At 73.4% G+C, this 20,562-nt stretch carries 19 protein-coding genes; 10 read left to right on the top strand and 9 right to left on the bottom strand.

Features of this window, described 5'->3' with window-relative positions; translation table 11 throughout:
- Positions 1–131: 131 nt before the first annotated feature.
- The 9 genes from ACZ58X_RS02805 to ACZ58X_RS02845 form a co-directional block, all read right to left on the bottom strand.
- Positions 132–668 carry a cysteine hydrolase family protein gene (locus tag ACZ58X_RS02805; protein ID WP_470331888.1) on the bottom strand — a complete coding sequence of 179 codons (537 nt, stop codon included), beginning with the start codon at positions 666–668 and terminating at the stop codon, positions 132–134.
- Positions 669–714: 46 nt separating this feature from the next.
- Positions 715–1,743 carry a 3-oxoacyl-[acyl-carrier-protein] synthase III C-terminal domain-containing protein gene (locus tag ACZ58X_RS02810; protein ID WP_470331889.1) on the bottom strand — a complete coding sequence of 343 codons (1,029 nt, stop codon included), beginning with the start codon at positions 1,741–1,743 and terminating at the stop codon, positions 715–717.
- Positions 1,744–1,817: 74 nt separating this feature from the next.
- Positions 1,818–3,464 carry an FAD-dependent monooxygenase gene (locus ACZ58X_RS02815; RefSeq protein ID WP_470331890.1) on the bottom strand — a complete coding sequence of 549 codons (1,647 nt, stop codon included), beginning with the start codon at positions 3,462–3,464 and terminating at the stop codon, positions 1,818–1,820.
- A gap of 103 nt (positions 3,465–3,567) precedes the next feature.
- Entirely contained in the window at positions 3,568–4,575 is a 1,008-nt protein-coding gene (locus tag ACZ58X_RS02820; protein WP_470331891.1) for a 3-oxoacyl-ACP synthase III family protein, read from the bottom strand.
- 207 nt (positions 4,576–4,782) lie between these two features.
- Positions 4,783–5,250 carry a MarR family winged helix-turn-helix transcriptional regulator gene (locus ACZ58X_RS02825; RefSeq protein WP_470331892.1) on the bottom strand — a complete coding sequence of 156 codons (468 nt, stop codon included), beginning with the start codon at positions 5,248–5,250 and terminating at the stop codon, positions 4,783–4,785.
- A gap of 67 nt (positions 5,251–5,317) precedes the next feature.
- On the bottom strand, positions 5,318–5,803 hold the full coding sequence (locus ACZ58X_RS02830; protein ID WP_470331893.1) for a MarR family winged helix-turn-helix transcriptional regulator: 486 nt from the start codon (positions 5,801–5,803) through the stop codon (positions 5,318–5,320).
- A 102-nt stretch (positions 5,804–5,905) separates the two neighbouring features.
- The gene (locus tag ACZ58X_RS02835; protein ID WP_470331894.1) at positions 5,906–6,877 is read right to left on the bottom strand and encodes an aldo/keto reductase; all 972 of its coding nucleotides are present in this window, start codon (positions 6,875–6,877) and stop codon (positions 5,906–5,908) included.
- Positions 6,878–6,971: 94 nt separating this feature from the next.
- Positions 6,972–7,922, bottom strand: coding sequence for an aldo/keto reductase (locus ACZ58X_RS02840; protein ID WP_470331895.1), 951 nt, complete (start codon positions 7,920–7,922; stop codon positions 6,972–6,974).
- Positions 7,923–8,082: 160 nt separating this feature from the next.
- Positions 8,083–9,645 (bottom strand): MFS transporter, encoded by a 1,563-nt coding sequence (locus tag ACZ58X_RS02845; RefSeq protein ID WP_470331896.1) that lies wholly within the window; start codon positions 9,643–9,645, stop codon positions 8,083–8,085.
- 313 nt (positions 9,646–9,958) lie between these two features.
- On the opposite strand from ACZ58X_RS02845, the gene ACZ58X_RS02850 reads away from it, so the two are divergent.
- From ACZ58X_RS02850 to ACZ58X_RS02895, 10 genes are all read left to right on the top strand, one after another.
- Positions 9,959–10,753, top strand: coding sequence for an AfsA-related hotdog domain-containing protein (locus tag ACZ58X_RS02850; RefSeq protein WP_470331897.1), 795 nt, complete (start codon positions 9,959–9,961; stop codon positions 10,751–10,753).
- A 68-nt stretch (positions 10,754–10,821) separates the two neighbouring features.
- Positions 10,822–11,511 carry an HAD family hydrolase gene (locus tag ACZ58X_RS02855; RefSeq protein ID WP_470331898.1) on the top strand — a complete coding sequence of 230 codons (690 nt, stop codon included), beginning with the start codon at positions 10,822–10,824 and terminating at the stop codon, positions 11,509–11,511.
- A 285-nt stretch (positions 11,512–11,796) separates the two neighbouring features.
- On the top strand, positions 11,797–12,780 hold the full coding sequence (locus ACZ58X_RS02860) for a quinone oxidoreductase family protein (RefSeq protein WP_470331899.1): 984 nt from the start codon (positions 11,797–11,799) through the stop codon (positions 12,778–12,780).
- Positions 12,781–13,183: 403 nt separating this feature from the next.
- Positions 13,184–13,444 (top strand): hypothetical protein, encoded by a 261-nt coding sequence (locus ACZ58X_RS02865; protein WP_470331900.1) that lies wholly within the window; start codon positions 13,184–13,186, stop codon positions 13,442–13,444.
- 50 nt (positions 13,445–13,494) lie between these two features.
- Entirely contained in the window at positions 13,495–14,850 is a 1,356-nt protein-coding gene (locus ACZ58X_RS02870; RefSeq protein WP_470331901.1) for an LLM class flavin-dependent oxidoreductase, read from the top strand.
- Positions 14,851–14,891: 41 nt separating this feature from the next.
- Positions 14,892–16,061 (top strand): pyridoxal phosphate-dependent aminotransferase, encoded by a 1,170-nt coding sequence (locus tag ACZ58X_RS02875; protein WP_470331902.1) that lies wholly within the window; start codon positions 14,892–14,894, stop codon positions 16,059–16,061.
- Positions 16,051–17,016, top strand: coding sequence for a 3-methyl-2-oxobutanoate hydroxymethyltransferase (locus ACZ58X_RS02880; RefSeq protein WP_470331903.1), 966 nt, complete (start codon positions 16,051–16,053; stop codon positions 17,014–17,016). The genes ACZ58X_RS02875 and ACZ58X_RS02880 overlap by 11 nt, the downstream gene beginning before the upstream one ends.
- A complete protein-coding gene (gene ectB, locus ACZ58X_RS02885; protein WP_470331904.1) occupies positions 17,013–18,311 on the top strand; it encodes a diaminobutyrate--2-oxoglutarate transaminase in 1,299 nt (432 codons plus the stop codon). Before ACZ58X_RS02880 ends, ectB begins: the two co-directional genes overlap by 4 nt.
- Complete coding sequence (locus tag ACZ58X_RS02890) at positions 18,308–19,309, top strand: diiron oxygenase (protein ID WP_470331905.1); 1,002 nt, start codon at positions 18,308–18,310, stop codon at positions 19,307–19,309. Before ectB ends, ACZ58X_RS02890 begins: the two co-directional genes overlap by 4 nt.
- Positions 19,309–20,550: an MFS transporter gene (locus ACZ58X_RS02895; RefSeq protein ID WP_470331906.1), complete on the top strand. Its 1,242-nt coding sequence runs from the start codon at positions 19,309–19,311 to the stop codon at positions 20,548–20,550. The genes ACZ58X_RS02890 and ACZ58X_RS02895 overlap by 1 nt, the downstream gene beginning before the upstream one ends.
- Positions 20,551–20,562 lie beyond the last annotated feature (12 nt).

A 20,562-nucleotide genomic window follows, 5' to 3' on the forward strand; every position in this document is an offset into this window, starting at 1 on the left:
GTCAGACGAGGCCCCTTGGCACCCCGGTCCTTCCGAATCTCGAAGTCCATAACACCCCTTGAGCTGGGGTGTTGCAACGACCACTAGAACCTAAGGGTCCCGGGCGGGGGCTCAGTGGTGCTCCCTGGCCGTCAGGCCGTGGGGGTGAGCAGGGAGTCGGTGCGGGTGACGGTGACGCCCATGCGGTGGAAGGCGTCGACGGCGGCGGCGTGGCCCTGGGGGGAGAGGGCGGCGACGGCGTCCTCGGCGACGGTGGTGGGGTAGCCGAGGTTGACGGCGGTGCGGACGGTCTCGCCGACGCCGTACTCGGTGGCGATGCCCGCGATGACCAGGTCGGTGGCGCCGAGCCGGTTGAGCCGGTCGGCGAGGTCGGTGCCGGCGAAGGCGTCGATGCCGTACTTGGTGACGACCTCGTTGCCGGGGCGGGCGGCGACCTCGGGGGCGAAGCGGTTGAAGGCGGAGTCGGGGCCGCCGTCGCTGCCGTCCATCCGGGCGTAGCGGACCAGGACGACCGGCCGGCCGGCGGCCTCGAAGGCGGTCTTGAGCCGGGCGGCGGAGCGGACCACCTCCGGGCCGCTGAGCGGGGCGACCGGGCGGCTGACGATCCACTGCTGGAGGTCGACCAGCACCAGGACGGTGCCGGGGGTGAGGGCGGGGGTGTCGGGCATCGGGGTTTCCTCGGTGGTCAGTCGGTGACGGGTGGCGGCCGGTCGCTCACTCGGCGGCGACGAGCAGGGCGGTCCAGGTGAAGCCGGCACCGGCGCTCAGCAGGACGGCGATCCGGCCGGGTTCGAGCAGGCCGCCGGCGTGCAGGTGGGCCAGGCCGGCGGCGGCATCGCCCGCGCCCAGGTGGCCGGTGCGGGTGCCCAGGTCGAGCACCTCGACGCCGGTGAGCCCGAGGCCGTCGACGGCCGGGAGGTAGGCGGTCTCCAGGACGGTGCGGCCGAGCCGGGGGAGCAGCAGGTGGCTGAGCCGGGCGTCGTCCGGGGCGAGGCCGGCGTCGGCGAGGGCGCCGCGGACGGCCCGGACCACGCCCTCGCCCGCCGTGGCGGCGAATTGCGGGCCGAGGCCGTCGCCCAGGAAGGCCTTCTTGGTGCGCCGGATGTCGAGGGTCTCGCCGTTGGCGCGGGGCGCGGCGGAGAAGGCGTCGTGGCCGCGGTGCATGGACTCCAGGTCGGGGGCGGCGGCGGTGTGCGCGGCGAGCAGCCGGTACGGGCCGCGCTCGCGGTCCAGCACGAGCGCGGTCGCGCCGTCCCCGTAGGCCACCCCGTAGTCGCCCTGCCAGCGGTCGAAGCCGGGGGCGGCGAAGCGGTCGCCGGTGGTGACCAGGGCCCGTTCCAGGGCCGGGTCGGCGGCCAGCCGGACGGCCGCCAGCTCGACGGCGGTGGCCCCGCCGTTGCACATCTGCTGGACGCCGAGCGGCACCGCCCGTACGGCGCCCGCGTGTTGGGCGACGTAGTGGGCGGGGGACCAGAAGTCGTGCCCCTGGTGGTAGATCCAGGCGTGGACGACCAGGCCGATCGACTCGGGCGGGCAGCCGGCCTCGCCGATCGCCTTGGCGGCGGCGAGGACGGCCATCTCGGGGCCCGACGGGCCGTCGCTGACGGGCAGTTCGAGGTAGCCGTCCTTGGCGGCGTTCTCGGCGGTGACCCGGCCCCCGGCGACCGCCGCTGCCGCGGTGTCCGTGGTCGGGGGGAGCCAGTCGACCACGGCGGCGATCCGGGGCGGTGGGTCGAAGCGCATCGGGGCGGTCCTTAGGGGAGGGTCAGCGGGCGGGGCCGGCGGGCGGGGCCGGCGGGCGGGATCGGCGGGCGGGGTCAGCGGGCGGGGTGGTGCAGGGCCTCGTCCAGCAGGGCGGTGATCCGGTGCGCCTCGTGCAGCGGGAGCCGGGTGTGGACGTGCTGGTCGGGGCGGACCAGCACCACGGAGCCGCGACCGGCCGGGCGGCCGGCGGCGCGGCCGGCGCCGTGCGGCCGGGTGCCCGGGCCCGGCTCGGCCGGTGCGCCGTCGTGCAGGGTGCCGGTGGCGTCCAGCACCCGGACGTCCAGCAGCCCGGGGTGGCGCTTCTCGGCCTCCTCCAGGGCGCGGGCGACCCGCGGCGGCAGGGCGGTGCCGGGCAGTTCGACCAGCAGGGTGTGCTGGAGGTCGGAGACGGCCTCGCGCAGCGACAGCCGGCGGCCGAGCCGGCGGTCCCAGACCTGCCGGTCGGGGGTGAGCGCGCCGGGCACGAAGCGGTGGCCCCAGAGCTTCCAGCTGCGCAGCCTGGTCTCCCGGCCCTCGCCGTAGACGGTGCGCAGGCCGGCCAGCCAGGGGATGTAGTCGAGGTCGAACAGGCCGAACCGGGAGGCGGCCGCGGCGGCCCGGTCGCGGGCGGTGACCTGGGCGGGCTTGCGCAGCAGCCAGGCGCGGGTCTGCAGGTCGGCCTGGCGCACGACGGCGCGGGCGACCTGGGTGCGCTCGGTGTGGTAGCTGTCGAGCAGGGGCGCGCCGGCCTCGCCGCGCCAGACCAGGGCGAGCTTCCAGGCGAGGTTCTGGGCGTCGGTGACACCGGTGTTGAGGCCCTGGCCGCCGGCCGGGCTGTGGATGTGCGCGGCGTCGCCGACCAGGAACACCCGGCCCTCGCGGTAGCGCTCGGCGTGCCGGGCGTGCACCGCGAAGGTGCTGGTCCAGGCGGAGTCGCGGAGGGTGAGGCCGCCGGGGCCGCGTTCGTCCACGACCTGCTGCATCAGCTCCAGGGTGGCGTCCTCGGGGGCGAGGCCGGGCGGGAGCGAGGTGAAGACCCGGGAGCGGCCGCCGGGCAGGCCGATGATCACCAGCACGCCGCGCGAGGAGCAGAAGTAGTGGGCGGCGTCGTGCTTGAGCGGGCCGTCCACGTAGGCGTCGACCAGCATGAAGGTGTTGGGGTAGGTGAGGCCCTCGAAGCTGAGGCCGAGCAGCTCCCGGACGGTGCTGCCGGCGCCGTCGCAGCCGAGGACGTACGCGTACTCGGCGCGCCGCTCGGTGCCGTCGGCGTCGCGCAGCACGGCGACCACGTGGTCGGGGTGCTGCTCCAGCCCGGCGAGCGAGGTGCCGCGTTCGACCTCGCCGCCGAGCCGGGTGACGGCGGCGCCGAGCAGGTCCTCGATCTCGGGCTGAGGGAGGATCACCGGCTGGGCGCGACCGGTCAGGTCGAGCGTGGCGATCGGGCGGCCCTCGGAGTAGTAGTGGAAGGCGTCGACCGGCAGGCTGCGGGCGGCGGTGCCGGCCGGGTCGGCGAGCCGGCGCAGCACCTCCAGGGTGCGCGGCCAGACCAGCAGGGCCTTGGTGAGCGGGGAGGGGGCCGGGGCGCGGTCGACCAGGTGGACGTCGACGCCGCGGCGCAGCAGTTCGGCCGCGGAGGTGAGTCCGACCGGGCCGGCGCCGACGATCAGGACGGGCCGTCTGCCGGTGGGGCGGGGGGCGGTGGGGTCGGCGCTGCTGGTCACGTCTCTTCTCTCGTACGGGTGTCGGGCGGGTGCCGGGCCGGTTGCGGTGCGGGTTCCCGTCGTCGTCAGGGGAGGTCGTTCGGGGGCGGGCGGTGCGCCGCCACTACGCGGCGGCGTGCCAGCGCAGCAGGCTGCTGCCGATCGACATGCCGCCGCCGAAGCCGGAGAGCAGCACCAGTTCGCCGTCGCGCAGGGCGCCGGCGCGGTTGGCGGCGTCGAGGGTGATCGGGACGGAGGCGGCGCCGGTGTTGCCGTACTTGGCGACGGTGAGGTGGGTGCGGGCGCGGTCCAGGCCGAGCGAGGGCAGGATCTCGGCCAGCATCTGCCCGTTGGCCTGGTGCGGCACGAAGTGGTCGACCTCGGTGCCGGTGCGGTCGGCCCGGCGGAGCAGTTCCTTGACCGTGAACGGCAGCCGGTCGGTGACGAACTCGCGGACCTCGCGGCCGTTCATGGCGAACCAGTGGGCGCCCTCGGCCAGGCTCTCGGGCGAGGCGGGTCTACGGCTGCCGCCGGCCGGGACCCGGATGGTGCGGTGGTGCCGGCCGAAGGTCTCCAGCAGGGAGGTCTCGATGCCGTAGCCGGCCGGGACGGGGCCGAGCACGACGGCGCCGGCGCCGTCGCCGAACAGGATGGCGGTGCGGCGGTCGGTGGGGTCGATGATCCGGGAGTAGACGTCGGCGCCGATCACCAGCGCGTGGCCGCCGTCGGCGATCAGGCGGTGGGCGGTGTGCAGGGCGAAGGCGAAGCCGCTGCAGACCGAGTTCAGATCGAAGGCGGCGGCCTGCTCGGCGCCGATCAGGTCCTGCACGATGGCGGCCGTGGCGGGCTGCGGGTGGTCGGGCGTGGAGGTGGCCACCACGATGTGGTCCAGCTGGCCCGGGCGGATCCCGGCGTCGGCGAGGGCGGCCCGGGCGGCGTGCGCGGCGAGGTCGGAGGTGGCCTCGCCCTCGGCGGCGTAGCGCCGCTCGCTGATGCCGGTCTTGCGCTGGATCCACTCGGCGGTGACGCCGGCCCGGGAGCCGACCAGGGTGTTGTCGACGGCGTTCGCGGGCAGGTGCGACCCGGTGCCGAGGATGCCGATGGACGACGCGTGCTGCTGCGCTGTCTGCATGATCGATACAGTATCAGAGGCCTGACTCAGGTCAATGCCTTGTCCAGTATCGCAACATTAATGAGTTGGTGGACCATCGGCTGTATCCGAAGTATGGGGCAGTCGGCCGCGGACATGGGAAAGGCCGCCCCCTCGACGCCCCGGGTGGTGATCGGGCGTCCAGGGGGCGGCCTTCCGCCCGGTACCGCGGTACTGCCGCGGCGCGGCTCAGTCGGTCTTGCGCAGGGCTGCCGCCGAGCGTTCCAGCAGCTCGCGCAGCTGGGCCTGCTCGCTGTCGTCGAAGGCGTCGGTGAGCCGCTTCTCGACCCCGCGGGCCAAGGTGTCGGCCTTCTTCGCCAAGGTGCGGCCGGAGCGGGTGAGCTTGGCCACGAGCACCTTCTGGTGCACGCTCGACGTCTCACGGGTGATGAGGCCCTTGTTCTCCAGGTTGGTCAGGATCGTGGTCATGGTCTGCGGCGTGACCATGCACTCCCGGGCCAGCTGCGCCCCGGACATCCCGGAGGACTGCTGGAGCACGAGCAGGGTCACGTACTGCGGGACCGTCAGGTCGACGGTGCGCAGCGCGCGGGTCTTCTCGCCGATCAGCGCCTGCTCGGCCCGCTTGATGGCATGGCCCAGGCGGTCGTGGAAATCGAGCGGAGCTGTGTTCGGCTGGTTGGAACTGTTTTCGGTCACAGTGATCGCATCCCTGGCTGCCCCCCACGGCGGATTATTCGGACTTTAAGGTACATCAGTGGGCTGATCAGTCGCTACGTACGAACTGATTCGGGCCAACCGGGTCGGCTTCCGGTGCGGACACCGCTGCCACGGCGCGCCGCAACAGTGAGCGGAAAACCACCACCTCCTCCGCCAGGAAGGAGCTGACCAGCCGCTGTTCGGCCGTGTGCTCGGCCGCCTCGCCCCGAACGGCCAGGGCCCGGCCCTCCTCGGTCAGCCGCGCGGTGAAGACGTGCGAGTGGACCGAGGAGACCTGTCGGCGGACCAGCCCGCGCCCCTCCAGGGAGGCCAGCCGGGTGGCCATGGTCTGCGGCGTGACCAGGCAGTGCCGGGCCAGCTGCGCCCCGGACGCGTCCGGGTGTTCGGCCAGCACCCGCAGGGTGAGGTACTGCGGCACGGTCAGGCCGACCGTGCGCAGCGCCCGGCCGCGCGCGGCCATCATGGTCTGCTCGCACTGCTTGAGGAGGTGTCCCAGCCTTCGGGAGGGGACGTCCTGGTCGGGGGGAGCCACGGGGCCTCCTCGGTGGTCGGAACCTGAACTGCTACTCAGAACCTTAATACTTCGTAGAGCCCTGAGTTACAACTCGGGAAACGAACTCGTCTATGGGGTAAGTCAGTAGCGGGTTCCGACGGGGGCCGGGAGAGAGTCCAACGTGGAGAGATCGTCGGCGCTCAGCAGGACCTCGGCGGCCGCGGCGTTCTGCTCGATGTGGAGCCGGCGGGTGCTGCCGGGGATCGGCACGACGTGCTCGCCCTGGGCCAGCGTCCAGGCCAGCGCGACCTGGGCGGGGGTGGCGCCGTGCTGGGCGGCGACCTTCTGGATGCCGTCCGAGATCCGCTGGTTCTGCGCCCGCGCCTCCTCCTGGAAGCGCGGCAGCCGGGCCCGGAAGTCGTCCTGGTCCGGCGCGTTCTCGCCGTCGAAGCGGCCGGCCAGGAAGCCCCGGCCGAGCGGGGAGAACGGGACGAAGGCGGCGCCGTTGGCCTTGCACCAGGGCAGCACCTCGGCCAGCGGGTCCCGGCTCCACACCGACAGTTCGGACTGCACGGCGCCGACCGGGGCGATCGCGTGCGCCGCGTCCAGCTGGGTGGCGGAGACCTCGCACAGGCCCAACTGCACGATCTTGCCCGCCTGCTGGAGCTCGGCCAGGGCGCCCCAGCTCTCCACCAGCGGGACCCTCGGGTCGACCCGGTGGAGGTAGTAGACGTCGATCCGGTCGGTGCCCAGCCGGCGCAGCGAGCCCTCCACGGCGGCGCGCAGGTGCTCCGGCCGGCCGTCGGCGGACACCTGCACCGAGCCGAGGTGGGACTCCGGGCCGGCCTTGAGGCCGCCCTTGGTGGCGAGCACCACCTGCTCGCGCAGCCCGCCGCGGAGCGCCTCGCCGAGCAACTCCTCGTTGGTGAAGGGGCCGTAGAGGTCCGCGGTGTCGAGCAGGGTGATGCCGAGGTCGACGGCGTGCCGGATGGCGCCGATCGACTCCGCGGTGCTCTGCAGCTGGGAGGTGTACACCCAGTTCATCCCCATGCAGCCGAGGCCGATCGGGCCGACGGCGGGTCCCTCGGCGCCCAGGGTGCGCTGCTGTGCCATGGAAGGTCTCTCCTCGTGATTGGTGCGGGTCGGGGGGTCGGGCGTGGGGGAGGGGTGGTGAAGTGGGGCGGGGGGAGCGGCGGGTGACCGGGCGTCAGTACCGCGAGCCGACCGGGGCCGGCGCGGAGTCCAGCTCGGTCAGGTCGGCGTCGGGCAGCCGCAGGTCGGCCGCGCCGGCGTTCTCGGCGAGGTGGCCGAGCCGCTTGGTGCCGGGGATCGGGACGACCTGCTCGCCCTGGGCGAGCGTCCAGGCGAGGGCGACCTGCCCCGGGGTGGCGCCGTGCCGCTCGGCGACCCGCCGCAGGGTCTCGACGATGGCGAGGTTGGCGGCGAAGGCCTCCCGGGCGAAGCGCGGGTTGGCGGTGCGGTAGTCGTCCGCCGCGAAGGCGTCCGGGCTGGTGTAGCCGCCGGTGAGGAAGCCGCGGCCGAGCGGGGAGTACGGGACGAAGGCGGCGCCGTGGGCCGAGCACCAGGGCAGCACGTCGGCGAGCACCTCCCGGCTCCACAGCGACAGTTCGGTCTGCACGGCGGCGACCGGGTGGACGGCCTGCGCGGCCGCCAGCTCCTCGACGCCGACCTCGGAGAGGCCGATGCCGCGGACCAGGCCGGCCTCGACCAGCTCGGCCATCGCCCCCCAGGACTCGACCAGCGGGACGTCCGGGTCCACCCGGTGCAGGTAGTACAGGTCGACGTGGTCGGTGCCGAGGCGCTTGAGCGAGGCGCGGATCGAGGCGTGGATGTGCTCGGGGCGGCCGTTGCGGTACATCGGCCGGTCCGGCTCCTGGACCAGCCCGACCTTGGTGGCCAGCACGGCCTGCTCGCGGCGCCCGGCCAGCGCCCGGCCGAGCAGCTCCTCGTTGGTGAAGGGGCCGTAGACGTCCGCGGTGTCGATCAGGTTCATGCCCTGGTCGAGGGCGTGCTGGACGACCTCGACGGACGCGGCCTCGTCGTAGCCGCCGGTGGTGTAGAAGTCGGTCATCCCCATGCAGCCGAGGCCGATGGCTCCGACGTCGAGGCCGGTGGGGCCGAGGTGGCGGCTGTGCATGATCTCTTCCTTCGCGGTGGTTCGGGGGCGCGGGGGGTGTGGCGGGCGCGGGGGGTGCGGGAGGTGCGGAGGCGGAGCGGTCCGGGCGGGGCGGCGGGTTCACCGCGCCCCTCCCGGACCGGTCGCTCGGGTCTGGCCGTCAGGTCCGTCGCGGCGGGCGTCAGCGCCCGGCGCCGACCGGCTCGGGGGCCTGCTCGGCCTCCGGGGCGGTCACCGCGGCCGCGGCAGCCTTGCGGTCACGGAGCATCACGGCGATCAGCGGGGCGCTGAGCGCGGCCACGCCGGCCAGGATCCACAGCACGGTGCGCAGCGCGTCGGTGTAGCCGTCGGCGAGGAAGGTGTGGAAGGCCTGGCGGCCGGCCTCGGCGACGCCGGACTCCGGGTCGGCCAGGTTGCCCTGGGCGACCTTGGCGGCGAGGCCGTCCGGGTTGCCGGTGAAGCCGCTGCCGTAGGAGTCGAGGTTCGTGGAGACGTTGGAGCTGACCAGGCTGACCAGGACGGAGCCCATGCCGGCGATGGCGATCGCCTCGCTGGCCAGGCGCATGGTGTTGAACATGCCCGCGGCCATACCGGCCCGCTCCGGCGGGACGGAGCCGATCGCGGCGCCGTCCAGCAGGCCGAAGGAGATGCCGACGCCGGTGCCGATGATCAGGAACGGGCCGATCAGGCCGGCCACGCCGATGCCCGGGTGGATGGTGGTGAGCCAGGCGGCGCCGCCGGCGACCAGCAGCAGGCTGACGGCCAGCAGGGTGCGGACCGAGATCTTCTGGGCGAGGCGACCGGCGATGATCGGGAAGACCAGCACGGGGGCGGTGAGCAGCAGCATCACGGCGCCGGCCTCGGAGCTGCTGAACCGGTTGGCGCCCATGAAGTAGGAGGGCAGGAAGACCAGCAGGCAGACGAAGCCGAAGGCGAGCGCGACGGGGACGAAGCAGATCGCGACGAAGCGGCCCTGGGTGAACAGGGTGATGTCGAACATCGGGCGCTCCTGGCGCAGTTCGACGACCACGAAGAGCGCGAGCAGCAGTACGAAGCCGGCCAGCAGGCCGAGCACGACGGGGCTGGTCCAGCCCTGCTGGGGGCCCTCGACCATGGCGAGGGTGACCAGCGCGAGGCTGGTGGTGAAGGTGATGGTGCCGCCCCAGTCGACGCCGCGGGCGCCCGGGTCACGGGACTCGGTGATCCGCGGCAGGGCCAGCAGCAGCGCCAGGTCGATCGCCGCGTGCAGCAGGAAGACCGAGCGCCAGCCGAAGGAGGAGACCAGCAGGCCGGAGGTGGAGGGGCCGAGGGCGAGTCCGACGCCGAAGGACGATCCGAGGACGCCGAAGGCCTTGGCCTGGGCCGGGCCGGAGAAGGTGGTGGCGAGCACCGCGCTGCCGGCGGTGAGCACCGCAGCGGCGGCCGCGCCGGCCAGCAGGCGGGCGCCGTCCAGCAGGTAGATGTTGCTGCTCAGGCCGCTGACCAGGGAGCAGAGGCCGAAGAGCGTGATGCCGATGCCCAGCATTCTGCGGCGGCCGACCAGGTCGGCGATGGCGCCGCAGGCGAGCATGAAGCTGGCGAAGGTCAGGTTGTAGCCGTTGACCACCCACTGGAGCGGTCCGAGGCCCGCGCCCAGGTCGGTGGCGATCTTCGGCAGGGCCACCGAGGCGCCGGTGAGCGAGGCGGGGAGCAGCCCGCCGGCGATGCACACCGCGGCGAGCGTGGTGCGTGGGTAGCTCTTCATGGGTCGAGGACTCCGATGTCGAAGGTGTCGATGAGTTCGATTAGCAGCAAGAACCCTGGTTGGTATCAGGGTTCTTACTCATGGCAGAGGACGCTATAGGTTCGCCGTGGCGGACGTCAAGGCGGTCGGTCGACCATGCATCGGGAGTCTTGGGGAAGTCTTGATATGAGACAGGGTCGTAAGCTGTCTACGAATACTGATACTGTCCTGGCAGCTGGCTTCCCGTCAGGAAGGCGGGAGAGGGCTGCAATTCGAGCCTTATGCCTGTTCAGAGACGCGCGCCACGCGCACTTCATGTGATGGGGGCATTGACATGACGCATCGGACCGAGGTTCTGTACCTGGTCGGCGACCGCTTCGGCGCTCTGGCCACGAACGACGGAGTGGCCACCGCGGGTGGGTTCGTCAAGGAGCTGCGGGCGGGGCGCTACAGTGACCCCGAGCTCCGCCTGACGCTGATCAACGGTCAGGGCATGAGCTCCTACGAGTGGGACTGGGTGGCCCGTGAGATCACCCGCTACGGTGCGGCCGAGCGCATCTCGGTGCCCGAGCTGCAGCCGAGCCTGGCCTGCCGGGACGAGGCGCACAAGCACCGCGAGCAGAACGTCCTGATCGCCGGCCTGCGCCAGATCGACGCGCTGCGCTACCAGGCGGACCTGAGACTGGACAACGACAACGAACTGCTCCTGGACCACACCACCGGCCAGCACATCCAGGGCATGATCATCATCGAGGCGGCGCGGCAGATGTTCCTGGCCGTCACCGAGCGGTTCTACGCCTCGGCCTGGCCGGAGCGGCAGTACTACTACGTGATCAAGAGCTTCGACACGGACTTCGAGAACTTCCTGTTCCCGCTGGACGCCACCGTCGACTACGAGATCCTCAGCGCGAGCATCGACAACCCCGAGCGGCTGTCCTTCGGCGTCGAGATCGCCGTCCACCAGGGCGGCGCCCGCGCCTCGCTGTCCCGGGTCGAGTTCACCGCCTTCGAGAGCGACGTGATCTCGCAGAAGGAGGGCAAGCGCGCGGCCCGCACCGTCGAGCAGGTCCGCCTCGCCCGTACCGAGCAGGAGCGGGAGGGCGAGCTGGCCGTCGCCGGCTCGCGCTGACCGACCCGACTCGGCCCGACCGGCCGCGAACGCGGCCCGGACGCCACGACGAACACCAGGAGCACCCAGTGACCCGCCCGACCGGCCCCGCGGCCTTCTTCGACGTCGACGAGACCTTGATCAACGTCAAGAGCATGTTCGACTTCCTGGCCTTCCGGTACCGGGTCGAGGGCCGCCCGGAGTCCGACTACGCGCGGGACCACGGCGCCCTCCGCCGGCTGGCGGACGGCGGCGTGCCGCGCGAGGAGGTCAACCGGGCGTACTACCGGCTGTTCACCGGCGTGCGGGAGGCCGACCTCGCCGAGCAGGGCGAGCAGTGGTTCCGGCAGCGGACCGGGGAGGGGGAGCTCTTCCACGCCCCCGCCCTGGCCGCCTTCCGCCGGCACACCGAGCAGGGCCACCACACCGTCCTGGTCTCCGGGTCCTTCCCCGGCTGCCTGGACCCGATCGCCCGGTACGTCGACGCCGACACCGTCCTGTGCAGCCGCCCGCTGGTGGCCGACGGGATCCTCACCGGCGAACTGGAGCGGCCGATGATCGGCGCGGCCAAGGCCGTCGCCGCCCGCGAGCTGCTCGACCGGGGCGGCTTCGACCCGCGGGAGTGCCACGCCTACGGTGACCACTCCTCCGACCTCGACCTGCTCCGACTCGTCGGCCACCCCACGGTGGTGGGCGACGACCCGGTGCTGACCGAGCACGCCGACCGCGGGGGCTGGAGCCGGCTGCCCGGCCTCGGCCACGGCGCGGCGCAGCACTGACCGACCGACCGTCCCACCCCCCCCGCGCCCGCCCGGGTCCCCCCGGCCCGGGCGGGCGCCCCCCGACCGACCCGGTCCGCTGTTCGGCGGCTCGACGCGCCCCGCAAGGGCGCGAAGCGGCTCGAAGCGGACCGGCCAGGTCCACCCGAAGTACCCAGTAGTACCGGGCAGTTCACGCAGTACCCGGCAGTTCACGCGGTGCGCCGCGGTCCACGCGGTTCGCCGCGGTGCCGGCAGACCAGTAGCAGCAGCAGTTCGACAGCACAGCAGCCAGGAGGCATTCCCATGCGCGCCATTCGTTTCGACAGCTACGGCGGCCCCGAGGTCCTGACCCTCGTCGACGTGGAGATCCCCGAGCCCGGTGCGGGCGAGGTGTCGATCGACGTGGAGTACGCGGGCGTCAACTTCGCCGAGGTGATGTTCCGCCGCGGCCAGTTCCAGCCCGGTACCCCGCACGTCCCCGGCCTGGAGGTCACCGGGACGGTCCGCGCCGTCGGCGAGGGCGTCACCAACCTGCGCCCCGGCCAGCGGGTCTCCGCGATCACCCTGGCCGGCGGCGGCTACGCCGAGGTCGCGGTGGCCCGCGAGCGGCTGACCGTCGCCCTCGACGGCGAGCTGGACACCATCCCCGGCCCGGTCGCGGCTGCCTTCCCCTGCAACCTGCCGGTCTCCTGGGCGATCCTGCACGACGTGGCCCGGGTCCGCGAGGGCGAGAGCGTCCTGGTGCTGGCCGGCGCCGGCGGCGTGGGCAGCGGCGCCGCGCAGATCGCCCGCAACCTGGGCGCCGGCGCCGTCTACGGCGCGGTGAGCACCGCCGACAAGGCCGCGTTCGCCAAGGAGAAGTTCGGCTACGACGAGGTGTTCACCTACGACGAGCTGGAGGAGCGCCTCGCCGAGGTGACCGGCGGCCGCGGCGTGGACATCCTGCTGGACTCCATCGGCGGCCCGCTGCGCGCCAAGGCCCTGGACCTGCTGGCCCCGCTCGGCCGCCACGTGGTCTTCGGCAACGCCTCGCAGCAGGACCACACCTACGAGGCCAACCAGATGTGGTACACCGCCAAGACGGTGGCCGGCTACAACATCGGCGGGCTCGCCGACCAGCAGCCCGACCTGGTCCACGGCCACCTGGTGGAGGCCGCCCGCCAGCTCGCCACCGGCGCCGTCCGGATCGAGACCACCGAACTCGCCCTGGAGGAGGCCGTCAAGGCGCACGAGATCCTGGAGGCCCGCGGCTCCACCGGCAAGCTCGTCCTGCGCGTCAAGGCCTGACGCCCGGCCGCCCGCACCCGAGGGCCGCCTCCGCCATCCGGCGGGGGCGGCCCTTCGGCGTTCCCGCGCGCGGAAGCCGGTGCGGAAGCCGGTGCGGAAGCCGGTGCGGAAGCCCGTCCGGAAGCCGGTCCGGGGGCCGCCCGAAGGCCTCCCCGTGGGGCTCACCCGGAGCCGCCGCCCGAGCTCCCGGCCGCGGGCCCGTGAGCGCAACCCCCTTCTGGAGTCCTTCTGATCGCCTTTCGACGCTCGGGCCGCGGCGGAGGCCACGTGAAAGGTGGTTGGAAAGCGCACCGGTCTGGACTGGTCCCAGCCGGGGCCGCCCGGCGGAACCGGACCGGGACCACACCCCGGGCCGGACGAGGACGCACGACAGCACAGCGAACAGCACATGGGGGAGAGCGCAATGACGAAGACCCGGATCATGATCCGCACCGTGCTCGGCCTGGCGGCCGGCGCGATGGCGGTCGGGGTGGTCCTGGCGGTCACCGGCGCGGGCAGCGGGTCGGTCGACGACACCCACTGGGGCATGGCGCACTCCTCGGCCGACACCCACTGGGGTGCGCCGGTGCCGGTCACCGACGACACCCACTGGGGTGCGCCGGTGCCGGTCACGGACGACACCCACTGGGGCGTGACCGGGCCGGAGTTCGCCCCCGGCCAGTGAGCGACCCCAGGGGTCGGGACCGATCGTCAACGGACAGGGAGGAAAAGGTCATGGGCGGGACACGCCGGATGATGAAGCTGGGGGCGTTCATGCTCGTCCCCGGGTACCACGTCGCCTCCTGGCGGCACCCGGCGGCGCGGGCCGACGGCGGCCTGGACTTCGGCCACTACCGGGACCTGGTGCGCACGGCCGAGCGGGCCAAGTTCGACATGTTCTTCGTCGCGGACGGCGTCGGCATCCGCACGCCGTACCAGGACGCCGACGAACTCAGCCGCTGGGGCCGGTTCCTGCAGTTCGACCCGATCACCCTGCTGTCCGCGCTCTCGGTGCACACCGAGCGGATCGGTCTGGCCGCGACCGCCTCGACCACCTACAACGAGCCGTTCCACCTGGCCCGCAAGTTCGCCTCGATCGACCACCTGAGCGCGGGCCGGGCGGCCTGGAACATCGTCACCTCGGTGACCGACGCCGAGGCCCGCAACTTCAACCGGGACTCCCAGCCGGACCACGGCGCCCGCTACCACCGGGCCCGCGAGTTCATGGAGGTGGTCACCGGGCTGTGGGACAGCTGGGAGGACGACGCCTTCCTCTACGACAAGGACGGCGGGCAGTTCTTCCGGCCCGAGAAGCTGCACGTGCTCGGCCACAAGGGCGAGCACTTCTCGGTCGCCGGCCCGCTCAACGTGGCCCGCCCGCCGCAGGGTTACCCGGTGCTGATCCAGGCCGGCGCCTCCGCCGACGGCCAGGACTTCGCGGCGCGCTGGGCCGAGGTGATCTTCACCGCCAGCCAGACCCTGGAGGAGGGGCAGGCCTTCTACCGGGCGATGGGCGAGCAGGTCCGGGCGCACGGGCGCGACCCGGAGCAGGTGAAGATCATGCCGGGGCTGTTCCCGGTGGTCGGCCGCACCCGCGCCGAGGCCGAGGACAAGTACGCCGTGCTGCAGGAACTCGTCGACCCGGTGGTCGGGTTCGGCCTGCTCACCCAGCTGCTCGGCGACGTCGACGTCTCCGGCAGCCCGGTGGACGGCCCGCTGCCCGAACTGCCCGAGACCCAGGGCAGCACCAGCCGGCAGCGGCTGGTCTACGACAAGGCGCGGCGCGAGGGGCTGACCATCAAGCAGCTCTACCAGTCCGTCTCCGGCGGCCGCGGCCACCGGGTGCTGATCGGCACCCCGGAGGAGATCGCGGACGCGATGGAGGAGTGGTTCACCGGCGGCGCGGCCGACGGCTACAACGTGATGCCGCCGGTGCTGCCGGACGGCCTGACGGACTTCGCCGACCTCGTCGTCCCCGAACTGCAGCGCCGCGGCCTGTTCCGCACCGAGTACGAGGGCACCACGCTGCGCGAGAACCTCGGCCTGGACCGCCCCGCCCACGGCGCCGCCGCCCGTACCGAGAACGCCTGAACAGCTCGCACGTCATCCGAGAACCCGAGGAGCACCCGAGCATGCCGTCACTGGCACGAGACCTCAGAGAGATTCCCCCCTCGCCCCTGGTCCAGGTGGAGGAACTGCTCAGCCGCAGCGGCGACCTGGCCCCGATCGGCCTGCACCAGGGCAAGACGGTCTTCGAGCCCTGCGCCCGCCCCCGGCCGTGGAACGCCGAGGAGTTCGCCACCGCCGCCCACCAGCACGCCCCGCCCGGCGGCGTCCGACAGCTGCGCGAGGCCTTCGCCGAGCACCTGGCCGCCCGCCGCGGCAGCCCGGTCGAGCCCGCGCAGGTGCTGGTCAGCAACGGTGGCACCCACGCCATCTCGGTGGTGCTGCACGCGATCCTGGGTCAGGGCGACGAGGTGCTGGTGCTGTCCCCGCAGTGGCTGTTCGCCACCGGCCTGGTGTGGGCGGCCGGCGGGGTGCCGCGCGAGGTGCCGGTCTTCCTGGAGCTCAGCGCCGACGCCGACTTCGACTTCCTGTCGGTGATCGAGCGGGCGGTGACCGCCCGCACCCGGGCGATCTACTTCAACAACCCCAACAACCCGACCGGCTACCGGCTCAGCGACGCCCAGCTGGCGGCGCTCACCGAGCTGGCCGAGCGGCACGACCTGTGGCTGATCGCCGACAACGCCTACGAGAACTACGACTTCACCCGGACCGGCTTCGTCGACCCGGCCACCGTCGGGCGGGCCGCCGAGCGCACCTTCTCGGTGTACAGCTGCAGCAAGACCTACGCGATGCCGGGCGCCCGGGTGGGCTTCCTGGTCTCGCCGCCCGGCCTGGCCGAGCCGCTCACCAAGTGGTCGCTGCACTCGCTCTACTCGGTCTCCACCGCGGCCCAGTTCGCCGCGTACGAGGCGCTGCGCACCCCGGCCGAGGAGCTCACCCGCCGCCGCGACCGGGCCGCCGCGGCCTGGTGGCTCGCGGACTCCAAGCTGGAGGTCCCGCACACCGCCGTCTCCGGCGGGCTGTACACCTTCCTCGACCTGGCCGCGTACGGCGACGGCGAACGCTTCGTCCGCCGCTGCGCCGAACTGGGCGTGGGACTGGCCCCCGGCCGGGTGTTCGGCGCCCACTGCGCCGACTGGGCCCGGCTCTGCTTCACCGCCGCGCCGCCGCCGCTGGTGGCGGAGGCGATCGACCGCATCAACAAGATCTACGGGGAGGGCATCGATGAGCACTGACACGGTGGTCCTGGAGCATTCCGGCCTGGCTCCGTTCCTGCGCCGCTACGACGCGCCGTCGCGCGTCGGCCTCAAGGTCAACGCCTACCGGGGCTACGAGGTGGAGGGCCTGGCCCGGGCGCTGGAGGCGCCCGAGCTGGCCGACTGCCCGCTGGAGTGCGTCATGGTCGGCGACTCCTACTTCATGACCCACCTGGGCCGCCCGAGCACCGCGCTGGCCGACGACGCCGAGCGCGAGTGGGCACTGGCCACCCTGACCGGGCTGGTCGCCGAGGTGCGCGAGGCGATCGACGCGCACTTCCCGGCCGACCGCCGGCCCTTCCTGCTGGCCGACCTGCCGGACGGCGCGACCGCGAGCCCCGCGGCCGCCCTCGCCGCCGGCGAGCGGTTCCGGGCGGCGGGCGCCGACGCGGTGAAGGTCGAGCTGGCCGGCGACGGCGACCTGGACTGCCTGGAGGCGCTCGCGCTGACCGGCGGCACCACCCTCGGCCACCTCGGCTACACCCCGCAGCGCGGCGAGCTGAGCCGGCACGGCGACAGCGTCGAGGGCGCGGAGCGGATGTTCGCCCAGGCCCGCCGGGTGCGGGACGCGGGCGCGGCCGGCCTGATCGTCGAGATGGTCAGCGAGCCCGTCAACCGGGCGCTGAGCCGCCCCGACGCCGCCGGCATCCCGCTGTACTCGGTGTTCAGCGGCCGGGCCGAGTGGGGCGGACAGAGCCTCAACGTCTGGGACGCGGTGGTCCGCCCGGCCCGCGGCGGCCGGTTCTTCCCGCCGACCGCGGTGATCGAGGCCGCCGAGGCCCCGACCCGCTACACCCCGGACCTGATCGCGGACCGCCTGCGCGAGCTGATCGGGCTCACCCTGGACGGCAGCTTCCCGCTGTCGCCGCGCACTGTCCTGACCCCCGAGGAGACCGAGCGGATCTCCGCGACCGAGCCCTGGAGCGCCCGATGACGACCACCCTCCCCGCCGGCCCCTCCTCCGGCACCGCGGTCTTCGACCAGCTGGAGTCCGAGATCCGCACCTACTGCCGGCGCTTCCCGGCGGTCTTCACCCGGGCCAGCGGGCACCGGATGTGGGACGAGGACGGCCGCGAGTACCTGGACTTCCTGTCCGGCGCCGGCGCGCTGAACTACGGTCACAACCCGGCCGACGCCCGCCAGGCGCTGGTGGACTACCTGCTCGCGGACGGCCCGGTGCACGGGCTGGACCTGCACACCGGCGCCAAGCGCCGCTTCCTGGAGCGCTTCCAGGAGGTCGTGCTGGCCCCGCGCGGCCTCTCCTACCGGGTCCAGTTCACCGGCCCGACCGGCACCAACGCGATCGAGTCCGCGTTCAAGACGGCCCGCCGGGTCACCGGCCGCACCGACATCGTCGCCTTCACCGGCGGCTTCCACGGCCTCTCGCTCGGCGCGCTCGCCGCCTCCGCCACCGCCTTCAAGCGCGACGCGGCCGGCGTCCCGCTGGCCAACGTGGTGCGGATGCCGTACGAGGGCTTCGCCGGCGAGGGCGTCGACACCATCGACTACCTGACCCGGATGCTCGACGACCCGGGCAGCGGCATGGACAAGCCCGCGGCCTTCGTGGTGGAGACCGTGCAGGGCGAGGGCGGCCTGGCCACCGCGACCCCCGAGTGGCTGCGCCGGCTGGCGCAGGTCGCCCGGGAGCGGGACATCCTGCTGATCGTCGACGACATCCAGGCCGGCTGCGGCCGGACCGGCACGTTTTTCAGCTTCGAGGAGTCCGGCATCACCCCGGACCTGGTGTGCCTGTCCAAGTCGATCAGCGGCTACGGGCTGCCGATGGCGCTGGTGCTGGTCAAGCCGGAGCTGGACCAGCTCGGCCCCGGCGAGCACAGCGGCACCTTCCGCGGCAACAACCTGGCCTTCGTCACCGCCGCCGCCGTCCTGGACCACTGGGCCGACCCGGCGTTCACCGAGGGCCTGGCCACCCGGGTGAAGGTGCTGGACGGCCTGCTGGCCGACCTCGCCCGGCGCTTCGCCGCGCTCGGCTGCACCCCGCGCGGCCGGGGCCTGATCCGCGGCCTCGGCTTCACCGACCCGGCCTTCGCGGACAAGGTCTCGCGGGCCGCGTTCGCCGCCGGGCTGCTGGTGGAGACCACCGGTGCGCGCGGCCAGGTGCTCAAGATCATGCCGCCGATCGTGCTCGCCGAGGACCGGCTGACGCACGGCATCACCCTGCTCGCCGACGTCATCGACGCGGTGTCCCGCAAGGAGGAGGACCGTTGACCGACCTGCTGCACGACCTCGACACCCCCGGCGCCCCGGACGCCGCGGACGGGCACGACGACCACGCCCACGGCATCGACGAGACGGTGCTGCGCCGGCTCGCCGCGTCCTGGCCGCGCCGCGCCACCGTCCGCACCGACCTGGACCGGATCACCGACCCCGACCCCGCGGAGTACGACGCCGCGCTGCCCGACTACCCCGAGCGGCTGCTGCCCTTCGCCGATCACCCGCTCTGGCTGGCCGCCACCCCGGAGCAGCGGCGGACCGTACAGACGCTGGCCTGGCTGGTCTACAACGAGCGGGTGATCGCCGCCGAGGAGTACGTCGCCAACCCGACCTTCGCGATGATCATGCACGGCGTCTTCCCCGGCGCCGACGGCGTGCACACCAAGCGGGCGGTGCAGCAGACCCACGTCGACGAGGTGTGGCACACCTACATGCACATGGTCGCCATGCAGCGCACCCGGGAGCTGCGCGAGGTGACCGCCGAGCCGGCCTACCCGCACACCGTCACCTACCGGCGGCTGCTGGAGGCCGAGGCCAAGGTCTCCGAGAAGTGGGAGCGCGACCTGCTCAAGCTGGTCTGGACGACCGTCTCGGAGATCAGCGTCAACGCCTACCTGGAGCTGCTCTCCCGCGACGAGACCGTCCAGCCGCTGCACGCACTGGTGCCCCGGCTGCACGCCCGCGACGAGTCCGCCCACTCCTCCGTGATGGTCGAGGTGGCCAAGGGCCTCTACACCCACCTGAACAAGGAGCAGCAGCGGGCCTTCGTGAACGCCCTGCCCGAGGCCCTGAACGCCTTCGTCGCCCAGGACTTCGCGGTCTGGCCCGGCATCCTCAGGCACGCCGGGTTCGAGCGGGCCGAGGAGATCGTCGCGGACTGCCGGCGGGCCGCGGGCAACAACCTGCTGGTGCGCGACTTCTCCGGGATCCGCCGGATCGTGCGCGAGATGGAGCTGACCGAACTGGTCGACTTCGACTTCGGGGCCGAGTGATGCGGCGGCCGGTCGGTCTGCGGGAGCTCTCCGCCGAAGGGCGCCGACTGGCCCTGGCCGCACTCGTCCAGTCCCTGGGCATCGGCCTGTTCACGGCCAGCTCGATCGCCTGGTTCACCCGGCACGTCGGGCTGAGCGCCAACCAGGTGGCGACCGGCCTGGCGGTGGCCGGCGCCGCCGCCCTGGCCGGCTCGCTGCTGGCCGGGGTGCTCGCCGACCGGCACGGCGCCCGGCGGGTGCTCGCCACCGTCTACGCGGGGCGCGGACTCTGCTTTCTCGCCTTCGCGTTCGTGACGGACCTCTGGCAGTACCTGCTGGTCACCCTGTTCTCGGTGGCCTTCGACCGGGCCGGCCCGCCGGTGCTCCAGGCCCTGGTCGCGGCCGCGCTGCCGCAACAGCGCGACCGCAGCCGGCTGCTCGGCCTGGTCAACGTGGTGCGCAACATCGGCCTGGGGCTCGGCGCCATGGCCGGCGGGGTGACGCTCACCCTCGACACCGTCGAGGCGTACCGGATCACCATGGTGCTGATCACCGCGGCGTTCCTGGGCGGCGCCGTGCTGGTGCTGCGGGTGCCCGCCCCGACCCGACCGGCCGCCGCCGCCACCCCCGTCGGCGGCGGCCCCCGGGCCCTGCCGGACCGCCACTACCTGGCACTGACCGGCCTGAACTTCCTGTTGTCCTTCTTCGACGTGCTGCTGCTGGTGGCGATGCCGGTCTGGGTGCTGGACCACACCACCGCCCCGCACGCCACGGTGTCGGTGCTGTACGCGCTCAACACCGTCCTGGTGGTGGTCGCCCAGCTGCCGGTGAGCCGGCTCGCCGACGAGGTGCGGCGGAGCAGCCGGATGCTGCTGTGGGGCGGGGTGGCGCTGGCCGCCTGCAGCCTGTGCTTCGCCGCGGCGGGCGCGGTGCACGGCGCGGCGTCCGTCCTGATGCTGGTGCTGGCGATCGTGGCGCTGTCGGTGGGCGAGGTGGTCAGCACCTCGGCCACCTGGAGCCTGTCCATCGAGCTCGCCCCGCCCGAGGCGCGCGGCCGCTACCTGGCCGTGTTCGGCCTCGGCCTGGCCGGCCAGCGGGTGCTCGGACCGGTGGTGGTCACCGGGCTGCTGCTCGGCTCGGGCGCGGTCGGCTGGATCGGCGCGGCCGCGGTGTTCGCGCTGACCGGCGCCGCGGCGGAGCGGGTCGCGCTCGCCGGGCACGCCGAACTCACCGCCCGGGAAACCGAATTGACGACAACGTGATGGATGCGAACG

It is taken from the genome of Kitasatospora sp. NPDC040550, from assembly GCF_055594965.1.

What these genes read in the sequence shown, in the direction of transcription:
- ACZ58X_RS02805 (WP_470331888.1), bottom strand. Translation starts at nt 668, where the DNA reads ATGCCCGACACCCCCGCCCTCACCCCCGGCACCGTCCTGGTGCTGGTC.
- ACZ58X_RS02810 (WP_470331889.1), bottom strand. Translation starts at nt 1,743, where the DNA reads ATGCGCTTCGACCCACCGCCCCGGATCGCCGCCGTGGTCGACTGGCTC.
- ACZ58X_RS02820 (WP_470331891.1), bottom strand. Translation starts at nt 4,575, where the DNA reads ATGCAGACAGCGCAGCAGCACGCGTCGTCCATCGGCATCCTCGGCACC.
- ACZ58X_RS02835 (WP_470331894.1), bottom strand. Translation starts at nt 6,877, where the DNA reads ATGGCACAGCAGCGCACCCTGGGCGCCGAGGGACCCGCCGTCGGCCCG.
- ACZ58X_RS02840 (WP_470331895.1), bottom strand. Translation starts at nt 7,922, where the DNA reads ATGCACAGCCGCCACCTCGGCCCCACCGGCCTCGACGTCGGAGCCATC.
- ACZ58X_RS02845 (WP_470331896.1), bottom strand. Translation starts at nt 9,645, where the DNA reads ATGAAGAGCTACCCACGCACCACGCTCGCCGCGGTGTGCATCGCCGGC.
- ACZ58X_RS02850 (WP_470331897.1), top strand. Translation starts at nt 9,959, where the DNA reads ATGACGCATCGGACCGAGGTTCTGTACCTGGTCGGCGACCGCTTCGGC.
- ACZ58X_RS02860 (WP_470331899.1), top strand. Translation starts at nt 11,797, where the DNA reads ATGCGCGCCATTCGTTTCGACAGCTACGGCGGCCCCGAGGTCCTGACC.
- ACZ58X_RS02865 (WP_470331900.1), top strand. Translation starts at nt 13,184, where the DNA reads ATGACGAAGACCCGGATCATGATCCGCACCGTGCTCGGCCTGGCGGCC.
- ACZ58X_RS02870 (WP_470331901.1), top strand. Translation starts at nt 13,495, where the DNA reads ATGGGCGGGACACGCCGGATGATGAAGCTGGGGGCGTTCATGCTCGTC.
- ACZ58X_RS02875 (WP_470331902.1), top strand. Translation starts at nt 14,892, where the DNA reads ATGCCGTCACTGGCACGAGACCTCAGAGAGATTCCCCCCTCGCCCCTG.
- ACZ58X_RS02880 (WP_470331903.1), top strand. Translation starts at nt 16,051, where the DNA reads ATGAGCACTGACACGGTGGTCCTGGAGCATTCCGGCCTGGCTCCGTTC.
- ectB (WP_470331904.1), top strand. Translation starts at nt 17,013, where the DNA reads ATGACGACCACCCTCCCCGCCGGCCCCTCCTCCGGCACCGCGGTCTTC.
- ACZ58X_RS02895 (WP_470331906.1), top strand. Translation starts at nt 19,309, where the DNA reads ATGCGGCGGCCGGTCGGTCTGCGGGAGCTCTCCGCCGAAGGGCGCCGA.